Consider the following 16,567-nt stretch of genomic DNA (forward strand, 5'->3'; position numbering starts at 1 on the left):
GGGTGACCATCCGACGAATCGCTCGTTCTGCTGAACGTGACTGCGCCGGATACCGCCACCCGCCCCCTGCCCCCCGACGTCGAGCAGGCCGAGGCCGCCATCGTCGAGCACTACCCGCGGCTGGTGCGGCTCGCCTACCTGGTGCTGCCGCCCGCCCTCGGCCGCAACCGGCGGGTGCTGACCGCCCACTCGCTGACCCAGCGGGCCCTGCCCCGCGGCCGTCGCGCCGCCGACCCCGGCGCGGTGCGGGGCGGGGTCCCGGCGCAGCGCGGCGGGATCGACGGGCCCGAGTCCGGTTACGCGTACGTCCGCCTGCGGGTGCTGCGCTCCGCCCTGGAGGCGGGGATCCCGCTGAGCTTCAAGGCGCTCCCGCTGCGCGGGCAGTTGCCCGCGCCGCTCCCGCAGGTGTGGGGGCTGCGGCTGTTCCCGCGCTCGGGCGGGGCCGAGGAGCTGGCCCTGGACCAGTGGCTGGCCACCCTGAACGGCCCCGGCCGCGCGGCGTGCGTGCTGCGGGCGCTGGAGGGGCTCGCGGAGCCCGACGTGCTGCGGGTGCTGGCCCAGGCCGGGGTGGCGGATCCGGCGGCGGCGGTCGCGGAGTCGGGGGACCCGGCGCACGACGCCCTCTTCGCCTCCCCTGAGTTCGACCCGTGCGTGCTCCAGGCCCGGCCCACCGACCTGCTGCGCCGGCGCCGGTTCGCGCGGGCCGGACTGGCTGCCGCGGCGGCCCTCGCGGTGTGCGGGACGCTGTTGGCGCTGCCGGGCGGCGGCTGGGGCTCGGACGGGCCCGCCGCCCCGCCGTACGCGCTGAACGCGGCGGCGGAGCAGGCCCTGGACCCGGGGCAACTGGCCCGGGTCGCGCCGACGGTGTGGCACACGTCCTCCCGTACGGACTACTCGGCCTGGCCCGCGCGCGGCGACCGCGTCCAGGACACCGCCCTGCTGCGCCGGGCGCTGGCCGTGTGGGCGCGGCCCGGGAAGGCGGTGGTCGTCTCGGCCACCCCGGGCACCCCGTCGGGGCCGCCGATGGGGCCGCCGCAGCTGCTGTTCGCGGGCGCGGTGGACCAGGCCGTGGTGGTGCTGCTGTACGACGGGCTGCGGGTGGTCCGCTACGCGGAGCCGCGCGCCGGGACGGCCGGCGCCGCCCTGGACTTCGCCCGGACCGACGGGGCCTCGGCGGACACCGCGACGGCGTTGGTGCTGAGCCGGGTCGACGGCAACGTCCGCTACCTGACGGCGCCCTGGGTCACCGGCGCAGCCCTGCGCGACCTGCTCAAGCCCGGTGATGCGCCGACCGCGCTCAAGCTCACCCCGGACGGCATCACCCCGCCGGTGGTGGGCCCCGCTCCGGCGGGCAACTGCACGGCCTGGAACGCGCTGTCCCTGACCGGCGACGGCGCGACGCGGCTGGTGACGGACCTGGGCGAGCTGACCCCCGCGCGGCTGACCTCGGGCGCCCCGGGGGCCTCGCGCGACGTCACCGAGCCGGCGGAGCTGGGCGAGTGGGCGAAGATCGCCTGCCTGCTGCCCTCGGTGCGCTCGCACGGGGTGCGGACCGTCAACGCCTGGACGTACGCGAAGCAGCCGTTGCCCGAGGCCGACGGCACCGCGACCTGGCTGTGCACCCGCGCGGAGACCTGGCAGGGCACGGCGGACCGGGTGCAGGCGCAGTTCCTGGCGCCGGGGGCCTCGCTCGCGGCCCAGGCGGCGAAGGCCGAGGGCTCGGCGGCGTGCGGGCCGCGCGAACCCCGGGTGTTGGCGGGGGTCCTCTGGAAGTCGCGTGCGGGGCAGTGGTACGTACTGGCGGCCGGGAGCGCGCAGTTCGCCTCGCTGTCGGTGTCGGGCAGCGGGGTGACCGGCTCGGCGAACGGCAACCGGCTGGCCGTGAAGGCCCGCGAGGGTGCGCAGGTGGACCTCTCGGGGAAGCTGACGGACGGCAAGAAGGCCGGGGTGTTGCGGTAGGTGGTGCACCGGGCCCGCGCGGGTCCGCCCGGGCGGGCGTCGGGCCCGGGCTCCGGATTGGGCGGTGCAAGGGGGTTCTCCTCTCCCGTACCCATCAGTACATTGACGCCATGTCTAATACGCCGCCCGCGCCCGCTCCCGTGGCGTCGGAACACATGGAGCTCCAGGCCCGCGACGTCGCCTTCTCCTGGGACGACACCCCGCTGCACTGGCTGCCCGGCGAGGTCTTCGCAGGGCACACGATCAACGTGCTGCACCTGCTGCTGCCCGCCGGGGAGCGCTGGTTCGTGCACGTCTACAAGCAGGTGCTCCCGTACATCACGGACGAGCGGTTGCGGGCGGCCGTGGTCGGCTTCATCGGCCAGGAGGCCATGCACGCCGCCGCCCACGACGACGTGCTCCCGCACCTCAAGCGCCTGGGCCTGGACCCGACCCCCTACACCGCCCAGGTGGACTGGCTGTTCGAGAAGATGCTCGGCGACCGGACCCTGCCGCCCGGTCGGGCCCGCAAGTGGTGGCTGCTGGAGCGGGTCGCGCTGATCGCAGCCATCGAGCACTACACGGCCTTCCTGGGCGACTGGGTGCTCAACGCCGGTGAGCTGGACCGCCGGGGCGCCGACCCGATGATGCTGGACCTGCTGCGCTGGCACGGCGCGGAGGAGGTCGAGCACCGGTCGGTGGCCTTCGACCTGTTCATGCACCTCGACGGCGGCTACCACCGCCGGGCCCGGACCTGGGCCACCGCCTTCACCGCCCTCGTCTTCCTGTGGCAGCGCGGGTCCCGCTTCTTCATGGAGAACGACCCCCACCTCAAGGCCGCCACCGCCTCGCTCGGGCAGTTCCACCGCGCGGGCCGGCGCGGGGTGTTGCCCTCGACAGGGGCGATGCTCAAGTCGATCCCGACCTACCTCTCCCGGACGTACCACCCCTCCCAGGAGGGCTCCACGGCCCAGGCGGTGGCCTACCTGGCCTCCTCCCCCGGCGCCAACGGCGGGCACCCCGCCGGACCGGCCGCCGACGGCGGGGTGACGGCATGAGGCGCGCGCTGGCACTGACCGCGGCGGTGGGGGCCGCGGCCCTGACCCGGCGGGCCCTGCGCCGCCGGATCCGGCGCTCCCCCCTGTGGCCGCTGCCCGCCCTGGAGACGCCCGTGTCGGGCCACTCCCCGCGCCGGGCGCTGCGGGCGCGGATCGCCTCGCGCACCGAGCCCGCCGACGGGGTGCTGTGCCTGACGCTGGAGTCCGCCGAGCTGCCCGGCTGGAGCCCGGGGGCGCACGTGGACGTCACGCTGCCCTCGGGGCTGGTCCGGCAGTACTCCCTGTGCGGGGACCCGGCGCTCGCGGGGACGTACCGGATCGCGGTCCGGCTGGTCGAGACCGGCCGCGGGGGCTCCCGCGAGGCGCACGCCCGGCTCGCGGAGGGCGCCGAGTTGGTGCTGCGGCCCCCGCGCAACCGGTTCGAGCTGCTGCCCGCGCCCTCGTACGCCTTCGTCGCGGGCGGCATCGGGATCACCCCCGTCCTGCCGATGCTGCGGGCCGCGACGGCGGCGGGCGCCGACTGGACCCTGCTCTACGGCGGGCGTTCGCGGGCCACGATGCCCTTCCTGGAGGAACTCGCCGCCTACGGGGACCGGGTCACCGTGGTGCCCGAGGACGAGGCGGGCCTCCCCGACCTGGCCCCCCTCGCCGGGATCGGCCCGGACACGCTGGTGTACTGCTGCGGTCCCGAGCCGCTGATGCGGGCGGTGACCGAGGCCGTCCCGGATCCGGCGGCCGTCCGGCTGGAGCGCTTCGCCCCGGCCGAGGCGGGCCCGGCGCGACCCTTCGCCGTGGAACTGGGGCGTTCGGGGCGCGTGGTGGAGGTCGGCGCGCAGGAGTCCGCCCTGGCGGCGGTGCGCCGGGTGCTGCCCAACACCCCGTACTCCTGCGAGCAGGGTTTCTGCGGGACCTGCCAACACCGGGTGCTGGCGGGCGAGGTGGAGCACCGCGACGAACTCCTCACCGACGCGGAGCGGGCGGACTCGATGCTGCTGTGCGTCTCGCGCGCGGCCTCGGACCGGCTGACGCTGGACCTGTAGACCGTCCGGGCCCCGGCCGCGGGAGCCGTCCGGGCGCGCCGTGAGTAGGGTGTCGGCATGACAACCGGGGTGCGGCGCAGGATGGGTGTCGAGGAGCGGCGGCAACAGCTGATCGGGGTGGCCCTGGAGCTGTTCAGCAACCGCTCCCCCGACGAGGTGTCGATCGACGAGATCGCGGCGGCGGCCGGGATATCCCGGCCGCTCGTCTACCACTACTTCCCCGGCAAGTTGAGCCTGTACGAGGCGGCCCTGCGGCGGGCGGCGGACGAGCTGGCGCAGCGGTTCGTGGAGCCCCGCGAGGGGCCGCTCGGGTCCCGGCTGCTGCGGGTGATGGGGCGGTACTTCGCCTTCGTCGACGAGCACGGGCCGGGGTTCTCCGCGCTGATGCGCGGGGGCCCGGCGGTGGGCAGCAGCCGGACCAACGCGATGATCGACGACGTCCGGCAGGCCGCGTACGAGCAGATCGTCTCCCACATCGGGGTCCAGGACCCGCCGGCCCGGTTGGTGCTGGTGGTGCGTTCCTGGGTGTCCCTGGCGGAGTCCACGGCGCTGCTGTGGCTGGACGGTCGGACCATCCCCCGGGCCGAGCTGGAGTTGCAGCTGGTGCACGACTTCGCGGCGCTGGCTGCGGTCAGCGCCGCGTACGACGCGGAGATGGCGGGGATCCTCGTACGGATCCTGGCGGACGAGCCGGCGGACGGGCCCTTCGGGGAACTGGTCGGGCGGCTGGCGGCGTTGGTGCCCGGATCCGGGCCGGGGGCCGTGCCGCGTCCCCGCTGAGCGGACGCACGGAGATAATGCCCGCGTGATCATTGACGACGGGATCTTGTTCCGGCAGGCCGCGGAGAAGGACGCCGGCACACTGGTGAAGCTCTACGACCAGGCGGCCCGGTGGATGCGCAAGCACGGCATCGACCAGTGGAAGCCCGGCGAGAAGGACGCCGCGCACTTCAAGGGGAAGATGCGCGACGGGGAGGTCTGGCTCGCCGAGGACAGCGACGGCCAGGTCGTCGGGGCGTACGAGTTGTGGTGGTCCGACGAGGAGGCCTGGGGCGTCCAGCCCCCGGTGGCCGGGTACGTGCACCGGCTGATGGTGGAGCGGGAGGCGGCGCCCCCCGGCACCGGGCGGCGGATCCTCGAACACGCCGAGCGGCGGATCGCCCGGACGGGGCGGGAGCGGGCCCGGCTGGACTGCGTCTCGACCAATCCGCGGCTGCTCGCGTACTACCGCGGCGCGGGCTACCGGGTGGTGGGTGAATTCCCCTCGAAGCAGGGCAGCGACGGCCGGGTGTACGGGGTGATCCTGTTGGAGCGCCGCCTCGACGCCTGAGGCCGCGACCCCACGCGCAGGCGGACGCACCGGAGGGGCGCGGGGGGGGCGGGGGCCCCCCCCCCCCCCCCCGGGGGCCGCGGGGGGGGGGGGGCCGCCCCCCCCCCCCGGCCCGGCGGGGCGGGGGCGGGGGGGGGGGGGGGGGGGGGCCGGGGGGCCCCCCCCCCCCCCGGCGGCCCCCCCCCCCCCCCGGCCCGGGGGCCCCCCGGGGGGGGGGGGGGGGGGGGGGGGCCCCCCCCCCCCCCCTCCGGGGTACGTCGGGTCAGGCGCGCCGGAACACGGCCACGGTACGGGCGGGGACGGTGAACTCCCCGGTCGTGGCCTCGTAGGCGGCGCCCTTCACCACCGGATCGGCCCCCCGGGCCTGCACCGGGTGGAGGGCGTAGCCCGTGCCCGCGAGGGCGGGGAGGCGCTGGGGCCGGGCGGTCGGGGTGGCGTTGAAGACCACCACGAGGTCGCCGAGGGTCATGGTGAGCACGCCCGGGGTCTCCTCGGTCCCGGACAGGGGGAAGGACAGCTTCGACTGGACCGCGTCGGCCGTGGTGAGGGCGAAGGCCGGTTCCGTCGTACGGATGCGCAGCAGGTCGCGGTAGGCGGCCGAGGCTCCGGTGATCTCGGGGCAGCCGGGGGCGGGCCCGCTCAACAGGGGCTTCGCGTAAGGCCACTTGGGACGGTTGTCGGCGGCGGGCGGCAAGCCCCGGCCGAAGCCGTTGCCGTCGCGGCAGTCCCAGTGGACGGCGTTGAACCAGTCGCCGCTGTCGAAGGAGTTGCGGTCCAGGGACTTCGAGCGGAGCAGGTCGCTGCCCGCCTGGGAGAGGGACGGGCCCTGCGAGAGGGTGGCGGTGGCCATGGCCAGGACCTGGGCGCGGGCCAGCTCGGCGGGGGTGGTGCCGGGGGCCAGCTTGTAGGCCAGGGCGTCGGCCAGGGACTCGTTGTCGTGGGCGTCGGCGTAGGCGAGGGCGTCTCCGGGGGCGGCCGCGTAGCCGGCCGGGGCGCCGTTGTAGTCGACCTCGGAGCCCTTGACGCGGGCGCCGGTGGAGTCGGTGAAGGCGTAGGAGGCGAGGTTCCCGGAGAGGCCGACCTTGATCAGGTCCTGGTCGTGCAGGAGCCGGGCGCGCTGTTCGGCGGGGGCGCCGTTGGCCGGGGAGCCGTTGGGGGCGGTGAACAAGCCGGAGGCGAAGCCCTGGACCCGGGGGTCCTCGTCGAAGGGGCCGCCGCCGCGCACGGCGTCGCGGGCCCGGTCGGAGAAGGTGGCGATGCCGGTGCCGGCCATGTTCTTCTGGGTGGCCTGGACGAAGCGGGCGTCGTCGGCGACCTCGCCGAAGTTCCAGCCCTCCCCGTAGAGGACGATCTTCTTCCCGTCGACCCCGTCCTTGGCGGGGGTCAGGGCGTCGAGCGCGGCGCGCACGGCCAGGATGTTGGCCTTGGGGTGGTGGCCCATCAGGTCGAAGCGGAAGCCGTCCACCTTGTACTGCTTGGCCCAGGTGACCACGGAGTCCACGACGAGGCGGCCCATCATGGCGTTCTCGGGCGCGGTGTTGGAGCAGCAGGTGGAGTTGGCGACGGCGCCGTCGCCGAGGAGGCGCTGGTAGTAGCCGGGGACGATCCGGTCCAGGACGGAGTGGTCCACCTGTCCGGCGGCGGCGGTGTGGTTGTAGACCACGTCCATGACGGTGCGCAGTCCGGCGCCGTTCAGGGACTGCACCATCCTGCGGAACTCGACGGTGCGGGCGGTGCCGTTCGGGTCGGAGGCGTACGAGCCTTCGGGGACGGTGTAGTGCAGCGGGTCGTAGCCCCAGTTGTAGGCGTCCTTGGCGGCGGCGGCTGTCGTGCAGGCCTGCTGTTCCTCGGAGTCGGGGGCGTAGACCTTCAGGTCACAGGCGGGGGTGGTGCGGTCCTTCGGGTCCTCGGGGACGGTGGCGAAGTCGAAGGCCGGCAGGAGGTGTACGTAGGAGGTGCCGGCGGCGGCCAGTTCGCGCAGGTGGGTCATGCCGGCCGAGGCGGTGTCGGTGAAGGCCAGGTACTGGCCGGGGTGCCCGCTCGTGGTGTCCGCGACGGAGAAGTCGCGGATGTGCAGCTCCTGGATCTCCGCGGAGGTGAAGGGCACGGGGGCGGGCTTGCGCAGCTCGCGCCAGCCGGGCGGGGCGAGCTTCGGGTCGGCCAGGTCGGTGACCAGGCTGTACGTGGAGTCCGCGGTCAGGGCGGTGGAGTAGGGGTCGGTGACGAGGTTCCTGACCGTCCGGCCCGTGGTGGGGGCCCAGACGGTGACGGCGTAGCGGTAGCGCTTGCCGGTCCAGGAGCGTTCGCCGCGCACCGACCAGACGCCGGTGGCGTCGTCGCGGCGCATGGCGACGGTGCGGCCGTCGAGTTCGAGGGAGACCTCGCGGGCGGTGGGGGCCCAGACGGAGAGCGTGGGGCGACCCTTGTCGAAGACGGGTCCGAGCGGGGTGCTCTTCGCCGGCGCCGCGTACAGGTCGTCGAGTACCCCGGCGAGTTGCACTCCGGTGGCGGCGAGGACGGCGCCGTTGGCCGCGCGGGCGCTCGCGACGAGCTGTCCGCGCAGGGCTTCGCGGACCCGGCCGCGGTCGCGGGGGTCGACGGTGAAGGCGGGGTACGCGGCCAGGTGCGGGAACTTCTGCTTGAGGTCGGCGCTCAGCTCGGTCGGGGCCACCCGCAGCCGGGCGGCGCCGGCCTCGTCGAGGATCCCGTCGCGGGCGGTGATCCGGCCGTCCGGGGAGGCCAGGAGCTGGACGGAGGCGGCTGCCGGGGGCGCCTTCCAGACCAGGGTGTCGCGGTCGATCCAGACGGCCTCCGCCTTGGTGAGGTCGAGGGCGGCGGCGGATCCGGCGGGCTGGGGCAGGAGGTGGTCCTGCACGCCGCTCAGCCGCCACACCTCGTACCCGGAGGCCTTGAGGTCCAGGGACCCGTCGCCGGGCAGGTCCTTCTCGTCGCCCTTGTGGAGGATGTAACTCAGGGTGGTCGCCCCCGGCGCGAGGGGGACCTCGAAGACCGCGCCGTAGGAGTCGAAGCGGGCCGGGAGCAGCGGCTTCGACCAGTCGGTGGGGGTGGCGGCGCCGGTCCAGACGTGCAGGCCCCAGCCGTCGTAGGCGCCGTCGGGGCGCTGGAGGTGCAGGACTGCCTTGGTGGTGTCCTGCGGCGGGTAGGCGGGGCGCTCGGTGCGGGCGGCCTCCTGGCCCTGTTCGAGCCAGACCTCCCCGGTCTTCGTCACGTCGAGGGTGCGGTCGGCGGCGACGTCCTTGTTGCCGTCCTTGTCGATGACGAGGTAGCCGACGGAGGACGCTCCGGGCTTGAGGCGGACGTAGGCGAAGGCGCCGTAGGCGTCGCGGCCGGTGAAGGGGTGGCCCTCGGGCCAGGGGGTCGTCTGCCCGTCGGCCAGGTCGCCCCAGGCGAAGAGCCGCCAGTTCGCGTAGTCGCCGTCGGGGCGGTGGTAGTGGACGACCGCGTAGTCTCGCCGGGTCGCGGTCGGGACCTCCTTCGGCGGGGCCTGTCCGGCGGTGGTGGCGGCCAGGGCGCTCGCGGTGTGTCCGGCGGAGTCCACGACGACGGCCTTGTAGCGCAGGGGGGTTCCGGCGGCGGCGTCCACGGGGGCGGTGACCCGGTAGGGGGCGTGGTCGGCGGAGCCGAGCACCTGCCAGGGGCCGTTGCCGCTCTGCGCGGCGAAGACCACCCGGTTCAGGGAGCCGGGGCCCCCGGTGACGTCGGCGGAGAGCACGGCGGTGCCGGTGGGCGCGGTCGGCGCCCGGAGGGTGACCGTGGGCCGGCCGGTGGGGGCGGGCGGCGGGGTGGTGGCCCGGAGCACGACCGACCCGTAGGCGGGTACGGAGACGGGCAGCCTGCCGGCGGCGGAGGCGCGGACCAGGGCGGTGCCCCCGTAGAGGGTGCGGTACTGGGCGCCGGCCGGGGCGTCGATCTCCACGGTGCGCGGTTCGGCGGAGTTGTTGGCGGCGACCAGGTACTCGGTGCGGGTCTTCGGGTCGGTGCGGGCGAAGGCGTACACGGGGCCGTCGGCCAGGCGTTCGCTCTGGATCCCGTCGCGCAGGGCCGGGTGGTCCTTCGTCAGCCGGGACAGGGCCGCGATCTGCCGGTACAGCGGGTGTTGGGGGTCGTAGGCGTCGCTCGCGTGGGTGCGGTCGGTGCCGAGCTGGTCGTCGTCGAGGTAGTCGGCGACCCGGGAGGCGAAGAGGGGCTGGCGGGCGTCCTTGTCACCGCCGGCGCCGGTGAAGCCCTGCTCGTCGCCGGAGTAGACCACCGGGTTGCCCCGGGAGAGGAACATCAGCTCGTTGGCGAGGCGGTAGCGGTCCAGCAGCTCCGCCTCCGGCGCGCCGGGCCGGTCCTGTCTCAGGAAGGTGCCGAAGCGGCCCATGTCGTGGTTGCCGAGGAAGGTCACCTGTTCGTAGGCGTTGGCCTTGTCGGTGGTGTAGCGGTAGTCCTCGGCCAGTACGGAGCCCAGCCGTCCGGCGGGCGCGCCCTGGGAGGCGTACGCGCGGATCGCGTCCTGGAGCGGGAAGTCCAGGGTGGCGTCGAGGCGGCCCCGGGTCACGTAGGGGGAGGTGACGGCGGGGTCGGCGGAGTAGACCTCGCCGAACATGAAGAAGTTCTTCCGGCCGTGCCGGGCGGCGTACTCGTCGAGGGCGGTGGCCCACCGGGTCCAGAAGGGGGTGTCGACGTGCTTGACGGTGTCGATGCGGAAGCCGTCGACGGCGAAGTCCTTCACCCACTTCTCGTAGATCTTCTCCATGCCGTCGACGACCTCGGGACGCTCGGTCCACAGGTCGTCGAGGCCGGAGAAGTCGCCCTGGTCGGAGGACTCCCCGGCGAAGGTGGAGTCGCCCCGGTTGTGGTACATCGACGGGTCGTTGAGCCAGGCGGGGACCTTCAGGTCCTTCTTGGCGTCCGGGACGAAGGGGGTGCGGGGGAAGGTGCCGGGGCCGGTCCGCGGGAACTTCCGCTTCCCGTCGGCGTAGTCGGCGTCGTCGAAGGGGACGCCGTCCTTGGTCAGGTAGGGGAAGGCGCCCTTGGAGAGGTAGTCGTGGGAGCCCTCGCGGTAGTCGACGACGTCGGCGGTGTGGTTGGTGATGACGTCGAAGAAGACCTTCATCCCCTTCCCGTGGGCCTTGTCGATGAGGCGGGTCAGGTCGGCGTTGGTGCCGAAGTGCGGGTCGACCTGGGTGAAGTCGGTGATCCAGTAGCCGTGATAGCCGGCGGACTCGTCCTTCCCCGCGCCCTGCACGGGCTGGTTCTTGAAGAGGGGCGCCATCCAGATGGCGGTGGTCCCGAGCCCCTTGATGTAGTCGAGCCGGTCCGTCAGCCCCTTGAGGTCACCGCCCTGGTAGAAGCCCTTGTCCGTGGGGTCCAGCCCGGTCTGCGAGCGGCTGCCGGTCAGGCCGCCCCGGTCGTTGCGCGGATCGCCGTTCGCGAAGCGGTCCGGGAGGACGAAGTAGAACTGCTCCCGGGTCGAGTCGTGCCGGGCGGGCTCGGCCGCCAGTTTCGCGTCCGACGGTGGCGGCGGCGGGGCCTTCGCGGCGGCCGACGCGGGCAGGGCGGGCAGGAGCGTCACGGCCAGGGCGGCGGCGAGCACTCCTGCGGCGGGGCGTGTCAAGGCGGATCTCCTCGGGATGCGGGGACGGGGCTGCGGGTCAGTTGCGCCAGGTGTCGGTGAGGGTGACCGTGCCGTTCGCCGGGACGGTGGCGGCGCGGTTGGCCCCGCTCTCCCAGGTCACGGACCCGGAGGCGTCCTTGCGGACGTACTTGTAGGCGAAAGCGGTCCCGGCGGGCAGGGGAACGTCGAGCTTCCACACGGGGTAGGCGGCCGGGTCGAGCTTGAGGGCGGCGGCGGTGTTCCAGCCGCCCAGCTCGGGGCGGTCTCCGGTGACGTACAGGTCCTGGCCGGGGACGGTGGTGCCGGTGACGGCGAACGAGGCCCCGGTGGCGGTGGCGGCCCCGCAGGTACGGGCGTTCACGTGCAGGGCGAGCGCGGTCTGGGCGGGGAGGGTGGCGGTGAACCGGCCCGCGGCGTCCACGCTCACCGCGCGACCGCTCTGCACGTCGCAGTAGGAGCCGGCGGGCAGGGAGGTCTGGAAGGTCCGGGTCAGCGGGGTCGTCTCGTGGTTGAGGGCGACGTAGGCCTTGTTGCCCCGCCCGAAGGCGATCTGGTCGCCGCCGTTGTCCCACCAGCCGGTGACGGCCTGGCCCCGGGAGGCGTTGCGGAAGCCGACCATGGAGGAGATCTCCCGCCAGGCGTGCTGGCACTTCCAGCCGTCGGCGTAACAGGCTTTCACGGTGCCGCCGTTGGGCGGGCCGGCGTCCCTGTCGGTCCACTCGTAGCCGGAGTGGACGTCCGGCGAGCCGTAGGGCCAGGCCAGCATGAACACGTTGGCGAGGGTGTAGTCGGCGCCGTTCTTGTAGCTGAGGGTGTCGCCGCCGCGCTCGGTGTCGTGGTTGTCGACGAAGACGGCCGACTGCGCGCTCGGCATGTATCCCCAGGCCTCGCCGATGTTCTTCAGGGAGGCGAGGTTCTCGTTCTGGAAGATCCGCTTGAGGTCGCGGGCGTAGCGGAACTCCTGCACGTCGCCGGTGCCGAGGTACTCGGAGGGCGATACGGCCTCGCCGACCCCGTAGATGGCCTCCTGCTTCCAGTAGGCGCCGGGGTTGGTCAGCCGGGACTTGATGGCGGAGAGGTCCGCGGCCGGCATGTGCTTGGCGGCGTCGACGCGGAAGCCGTCGACGCCGAGGGAGAGCAGGTCGTTGAGGTAGCCCGCGATGCGACCGCGTACGTAGTCCTCGCCCGTGTCGAGGTCGGCGAGCTGGACCAGCTCGCAGTTCTGGACGTTGGCGCGGTCGTTGTAGTTCGAGATCGAGGCCCGGCAGTCGTCCATGTCGGCGCCGGAGTACAGGCCCGGGTAGGTGTACTTCGTGTACGAACTGCCGCCCGTCCCGACGCCGTCGGAGGCGGCCATGTGGTTGATGACGGAGTCCGCGACGACCTTGACGCCGGCGGCGTGGCAGGTGTCGACCATCCCCTTGAAGGCGGCCCGGTCACCGAGCCGGCCGGCGATCTTGTAGCTGACGGGCTGGTACGAGGTCCACCACTGGGGGCCCTGTATGTGCTCCTGGGGCGGCGAGACCTGGACGAAGCCGTAGCCGGCGGGGCCGAGGCTGTCGGTGCAGGCCTTGGCGACGGAGTCGAAGCGCCACTCGAACATCACGGCGGTGACGTCACGCTCCCCCGGCCCCGCGGCCACCGCCTGAGGCGCGGGCGCCTGAACGGCGAGGGAGGCGGCGAAGAGGGAGGCGAGGGCGAGCGGCGCGGCGGTGAGCGCCCTGCGGCGGGGACGGGGGGTGTGGGGGGCGATGCGGCGCGGGATGGCGTGGGGCGCGTGGGGGGCGAGCACGGGGGCCTCCTGGCGGGGAGCGGTGTGGGGATGGTGGCGACCGTAGGGGGGAGGCGGGGGCGTTGCAAGAGTTTGCGCAAGAGATTGCAGAATTGTTTCGGCGGGTGGCGACGTGGGGGTGGGCTGGGCGCGGAGGTGGGGAGGCGGGGGTGGGGCGAGGGGGTGGGGCGAGGGGGGCGCCGGCTAGGGTGCGGGGATGGACTCGCGCAACTACCTCTCCGAACTGTTCTCCCTGGACGGCCGCACCGCCGTGGTGACCGGCGGCACTTCCGGCATCGGCCGGGCCATCGCCGGGGCCCTCGCGCGGGCGGGGGCGAGCGTGGTGGTGGTCGCCCGCCGGGAGGCGGAACTGGTCTCCACGGTGGCCGAGTTGACGTCGGAGGGCTGCCGGGCCGCCTGGGTGAGCGCCGACCTCGGCACGCGTGACGGGGTACGGGCGGCCGCGGAGCGGGCGGTCGAGGCCTTCGGCGAGCCCGACATCCTCGTCAACAGCGCGGGCATCAACCTGCGTCCGCCCATGGGCGAGTTGGGCGAGGACGTGTGGGACACCACGATGGCGCTGAACCTGGACGCGCCCTACCTGCTGGGCCAACGCTTCGGGCCGGGGATGGCCGAGCGGGGCTTCGGACGGATCATCCACGTCACCTCCCAGCAGGCGCACCGGGCCTTCGTCCAGAGCGGCGCCTACGGGGTCTCCAAGGGAGCGCTGGAGTCACTGGCCCGTTCCCAGGCGGAAGCGTGGTCGCCCCACGGCGTCACCTGCAACACGCTGGTGCCCGGCTTCGTCATGACCCCGCTCAACACCCGACTGTCGTCGGACCCGGAGAAGGTGGCGGCCCTGGCCGCCCGCACGATGGTCGGCCGCAACGGCCTGGCCGGGGACTTCGCCGGCGCGGCGGTGTTCCTGGCCGGCCGCGGGTCGGGGTACGTCACGGGCCAGTCGATCTTCGTGGACGGCGGGCTGTCGGTCCACTGAGGGGGGTGGGGGTCGGGCGCTTCGGCGACCAGACCGGGCATTCGGGTCCCTCGCAGAACCTTTCAGGACTCGGCTCGGACTACTCCACACCTGCGGTTGATCAGGGCAGTGGGACGGGACCGGGGGCGCATCGGATCGCTACGCACTGCCACTCGGCTTGGCGGCTGCGGGCCTAGTCGGGTGAGGAAAGCCGTCGCGAAGCCGGAGGTACGGGTGGGGGCTTGGGCTCGACGGTGGCTCAAGTTTCCTCGGGGAGGGTTGGACCTGGTGGGCGGGGATGGCCGACGATGTGACGATGCCGCTCCTTGTGCACGAGGTCGATCTGTTCGAGAACTTCAGGCCCCGCCTGGAGGCGATCGCCTACCGGCTGTTGGGGTCGGCCGGAGACGCCGAGGACGCGGTGCAGGAAGCCTTCTTGCGGTGGCACGCGGCGGACCGGGGGCGGATCGAGACGCCCGAGGCGTGGCTGACGAAGGTGCTCACCAACCTCTGCCTCAACCAGCTCACCTCCGCGCGGGCCAGGCGGGAAACCTACGTGGGTCAGTGGCTCCCGGAACCGGTGTTGGCCGGGGACCGGATGCTCGGGCCGGCCGACACGGCCGAGCAGCGGGAATCGGTCTCCATGGCGGTGCTCACCCTCATGGAGCGGCTGTCGCCCAACGAGCGGGTGGCGTACGTACTGCGCGAGGCGTTCGGGTACGGACACCGGGAGGTCGCGGACATCCTCGACCTCACCGAGTCGAACTGCCAGCAGATCTACCGGCGTGCCAAGCAGCACCTCGCCACCGAGCGGCCCCGTACCGAGGTCGACGCGGCCGCCGCGAGGAAGGTCGTGGAGGAGTTCCTCGCCGCAGCCCTCAGCGGCGACACCGAGCCGCTGATCCGACTGCTCACCGACGACGCGGTCAGCGTGGCCGACGGCGGAGCCCAGGTCCAGGCACGCCGGACGCCCGTCATCGGCGCCCTCGGGATCGCCCGGTACATGCGGGGGCTGTTCCGGCCGGGCAAGGCCAAGCGGGAGCACGTCGGCGGCAGCGCCTCGCTCCACGACGCCGTCGTCAACGGTGGTCCCGCCGTACTGGTCGTGGTCGGTGAGCGGGTGCTGGGGGTCATGTGCCTCGAAACGACCCCCGACGGCGTCGGGGCGATCCGCATCCAGGTCAACCCCGACAAACTGGAACGCATCACGCGCCAGTGGGCCGCCGTCGGCGCCCATCCTCCCGTCGCCGAGATCTGGTGACCCAGGTCACAAATGAATCCTGTCAGGGATCGTGAGGCTGTCCGGTTCAAGAGGTGAGTCCAACCGGATAGGGAGCCAGCCATGAAGCACCGCATCGTCGTCCTCGGAGCCGGATACGCCGGAGCCATCGCCGCCGGCCGTCTCGCCAAGCGACTGCACCGTGACGACGTCGAGATCACCCTGGTCAACGGCGACCCCGAGTTCGTCGAGCGGGTGCGTCTGCACCAGCTCGCGAGCGGACAGGACCTCCCGAGCCGCCCGCTGCGCGACGTCTTCGCCGGCACCGGCGTCCAGGTCCGGTCGGCGTGGGTGACGGCGGTCGACGCGGACCGCAAGACCGTCGACCTCGCCGACGAGACCCTCGGCTACGACACCCTGGTGTACGCCCTGGGCAGCACCACCACCGACCACGGCGTCCCCGGTGTCGCCGAGTACGCCCACGACGTCGCCGGGAAGCAGGCCGCGCTGCGACTGCGGGCGCGCCTGGCCGAGTTGGAGCCGGGCCAGACCGTGCTGGTCGTCGGCGGCGGCCTCACCGGCATCGAGGCGGTCACCGAGATCGCCGAAGCCCGCCCGGACCTCAAGGTCGCGATCGCCGGCCGCGCCGGCGTCGGCGACTGGCTCAGCGACAAGGCCCGGCGCCACCTGCACGGCGCCTTCACCCGACTGGGCATCACGGTCCACGAGGGGACCGACGTCGTGCGCGTCGAGGCGCACGGTGTCGTCACCGGATCAGGCGAGATCCCGGCCCAGGTCACCGTGTGGACCGCAGGGTTCGCCGCGCACCCGATCGCCGCCGCCACCACCCTGGAGGTCTCCGACACCGGCCAGATCGTCGTGGACGGCACCATGCGCTCGGTCTCGCACCCCGACGTCTACGCCGTCGGCGACGCGGCCCTTGCCGAAGGAGCGGGCGGCAAGCCGCTGCGGATGTCCTGCGCCACGGCCAGCCCGATGGCCTGGCAGGCCGCCGACGCCCTGGCCGCGCGCCTGACCGGCCGCAAGGTCTCCGCGACCCCGATCGGCTACACCACCCAGTGCATCAGCCTCGGCCGCCGCGACGGAATCCTCCAGAAGGTGACCCACGAGGACGAGGTCACCTCCACCGTCCTCACGGGCCGGGCCGGCGCCCGCGTCAAGGAACTCATCTGCTCGGGCGCGGCCTGGAGCATCTCCCACCCGACGCTGATGCTGCCGAGTCGTCGCCGCCACCTCGTGGCAACCCCCACCCTGGAGACCCACCCAGCCACCACCTGACCCCCACACGTCCCCACTGAGCCCCAGACGACCCGCAGTCGCCAAGCCGAGTGGCAGTGCGTAGCGATCCGATGCGCCCCCGGTCCCGTCCCACTGCCCTGATCAACCGCAGGTGTGGAGAAGTCCGAGCCGAGTCCTGAAAGGTTCTGCGAGGGACCCGAATGCCCGGCCTGCCGGCCGAAGCGCCCGCCCCATCGCCCCTGAGAGACCCGCTCCTCCTCACTTCAGACCAGCCCGTTCTTTTGGGGGCTTCCCGACAGTCTTTGGCATTCCGGGACGGGCCGGTCGGTCAAGGGTTGAGCGCAGCGAAATCGCG

The 16,567-nt window shown here is 73.7% G+C and carries 10 protein-coding genes; 8 read left to right on the forward strand and 2 right to left on the reverse strand.

The window, feature by feature from the left end; genetic code table 11:
• The first annotated feature begins 36 nt into the window (after positions 1 to 36).
• The 5 genes from ACIOD1_RS20315 (at position 37) to ACIOD1_RS20335 (ending at position 5,366) form a co-directional block, all read left to right on the forward strand.
• Positions 37 to 1,959 carry a hypothetical protein gene (locus ACIOD1_RS20315; RefSeq protein ID WP_365613858.1) on the forward strand — a complete coding sequence of 641 codons (1,923 nt, stop codon included), beginning with the start codon at positions 37 to 39 and terminating at the stop codon, positions 1,957 to 1,959.
• Between the two features lie 110 nt (positions 1,960 to 2,069).
• The gene (locus ACIOD1_RS20320) at positions 2,070 to 2,996 is read left to right on the forward strand and encodes a metal-dependent hydrolase (RefSeq protein WP_401903711.1); all 927 of its coding nucleotides are present in this window, start codon (positions 2,070 to 2,072) and stop codon (positions 2,994 to 2,996) included.
• The gene (locus ACIOD1_RS20325; RefSeq protein ID WP_365613864.1) at positions 2,993 to 4,036 is read left to right on the forward strand and encodes a PDR/VanB family oxidoreductase; all 1,044 of its coding nucleotides are present in this window, start codon (positions 2,993 to 2,995) and stop codon (positions 4,034 to 4,036) included. The genes ACIOD1_RS20320 and ACIOD1_RS20325 overlap by 4 nt, the downstream gene beginning before the upstream one ends.
• A 57-nt stretch (positions 4,037 to 4,093) precedes the next feature.
• Positions 4,094 to 4,816 (forward strand): TetR/AcrR family transcriptional regulator, encoded by a 723-nt coding sequence (locus ACIOD1_RS20330; protein ID WP_365613867.1) that lies wholly within the window; start codon positions 4,094 to 4,096, stop codon positions 4,814 to 4,816.
• Positions 4,817 to 4,841: 25 nt separating this feature from the next.
• Entirely contained in the window at positions 4,842 to 5,366 is a 525-nt protein-coding gene (locus ACIOD1_RS20335) for a GNAT family N-acetyltransferase (RefSeq protein ID WP_365613870.1), read from the forward strand.
• A 262-nt stretch (positions 5,367 to 5,628) separates the two neighbouring features.
• Here the strand turns inward: ACIOD1_RS20335 and pulA are convergent, their stop codons facing one another.
• Both pulA and ACIOD1_RS20345 read right to left on the reverse strand, forming a co-directional pair.
• Positions 5,629 to 10,986: a pullulanase-type alpha-1,6-glucosidase gene (gene pulA / locus ACIOD1_RS20340; protein WP_401903714.1), complete on the reverse strand. Its 5,358-nt coding sequence runs from the start codon at positions 10,984 to 10,986 to the stop codon at positions 5,629 to 5,631.
• 37 nt (positions 10,987 to 11,023) lie between these two features.
• Complete coding sequence (locus ACIOD1_RS20345) at positions 11,024 to 12,589, reverse strand: carbohydrate-binding module family 20 domain-containing protein (protein ID WP_401903891.1); 1,566 nt, start codon at positions 12,587 to 12,589, stop codon at positions 11,024 to 11,026.
• Positions 12,590 to 12,974: 385 nt separating this feature from the next.
• On the opposite strand from ACIOD1_RS20345, the gene ACIOD1_RS20350 reads away from it, so the two are divergent.
• From ACIOD1_RS20350 to ACIOD1_RS20360, 3 genes are all read left to right on the forward strand, one after another.
• The gene (locus ACIOD1_RS20350) at positions 12,975 to 13,754 is read left to right on the forward strand and encodes an SDR family NAD(P)-dependent oxidoreductase (protein WP_401903716.1); all 780 of its coding nucleotides are present in this window, start codon (positions 12,975 to 12,977) and stop codon (positions 13,752 to 13,754) included.
• 295 nt (positions 13,755 to 14,049) lie between these two features.
• Positions 14,050 to 14,994: an RNA polymerase sigma-70 factor gene (locus ACIOD1_RS20355; RefSeq protein ID WP_365613878.1), complete on the forward strand. Its 945-nt coding sequence runs from the start codon at positions 14,050 to 14,052 to the stop codon at positions 14,992 to 14,994.
• An 81-nt stretch (positions 14,995 to 15,075) separates the two neighbouring features.
• Positions 15,076 to 16,251, forward strand: a complete 1,176-nt coding sequence (locus ACIOD1_RS20360) for an NAD(P)/FAD-dependent oxidoreductase (protein WP_401903719.1) — start codon at positions 15,076 to 15,078, stop codon at positions 16,249 to 16,251.
• Positions 16,252 to 16,567 lie beyond the last annotated feature (316 nt).

The organism is Streptomyces sp. NPDC088097 (assembly GCF_044741845.1).
GTDB lineage: Bacteria > Actinomycetota > Actinomycetes > Streptomycetales > Streptomycetaceae > Streptomyces.

Coding starts and splice junctions, on each gene's coding strand:
- ACIOD1_RS20320 (WP_401903711.1), top strand. CDS start 2,070: ATGTCTAATACGCCGCCCGCGCCCGCTCCCGTGGCGTCGGAACACATG.
- ACIOD1_RS20345 (WP_401903891.1), bottom strand. CDS start 12,589: ATGTTCGAGTGGCGCTTCGACTCCGTCGCCAAGGCCTGCACCGACAGC.
- ACIOD1_RS20350 (WP_401903716.1), top strand. CDS start 12,975: ATGGACTCGCGCAACTACCTCTCCGAACTGTTCTCCCTGGACGGCCGC.
- ACIOD1_RS20325 (WP_365613864.1), top strand. CDS start 2,993: ATGAGGCGCGCGCTGGCACTGACCGCGGCGGTGGGGGCCGCGGCCCTG.
- ACIOD1_RS20355 (WP_365613878.1), top strand. CDS start 14,050: ATGCCGCTCCTTGTGCACGAGGTCGATCTGTTCGAGAACTTCAGGCCC.
- ACIOD1_RS20330 (WP_365613867.1), top strand. CDS start 4,094: ATGACAACCGGGGTGCGGCGCAGGATGGGTGTCGAGGAGCGGCGGCAA.
- ACIOD1_RS20360 (WP_401903719.1), top strand. CDS start 15,076: ATGAAGCACCGCATCGTCGTCCTCGGAGCCGGATACGCCGGAGCCATC.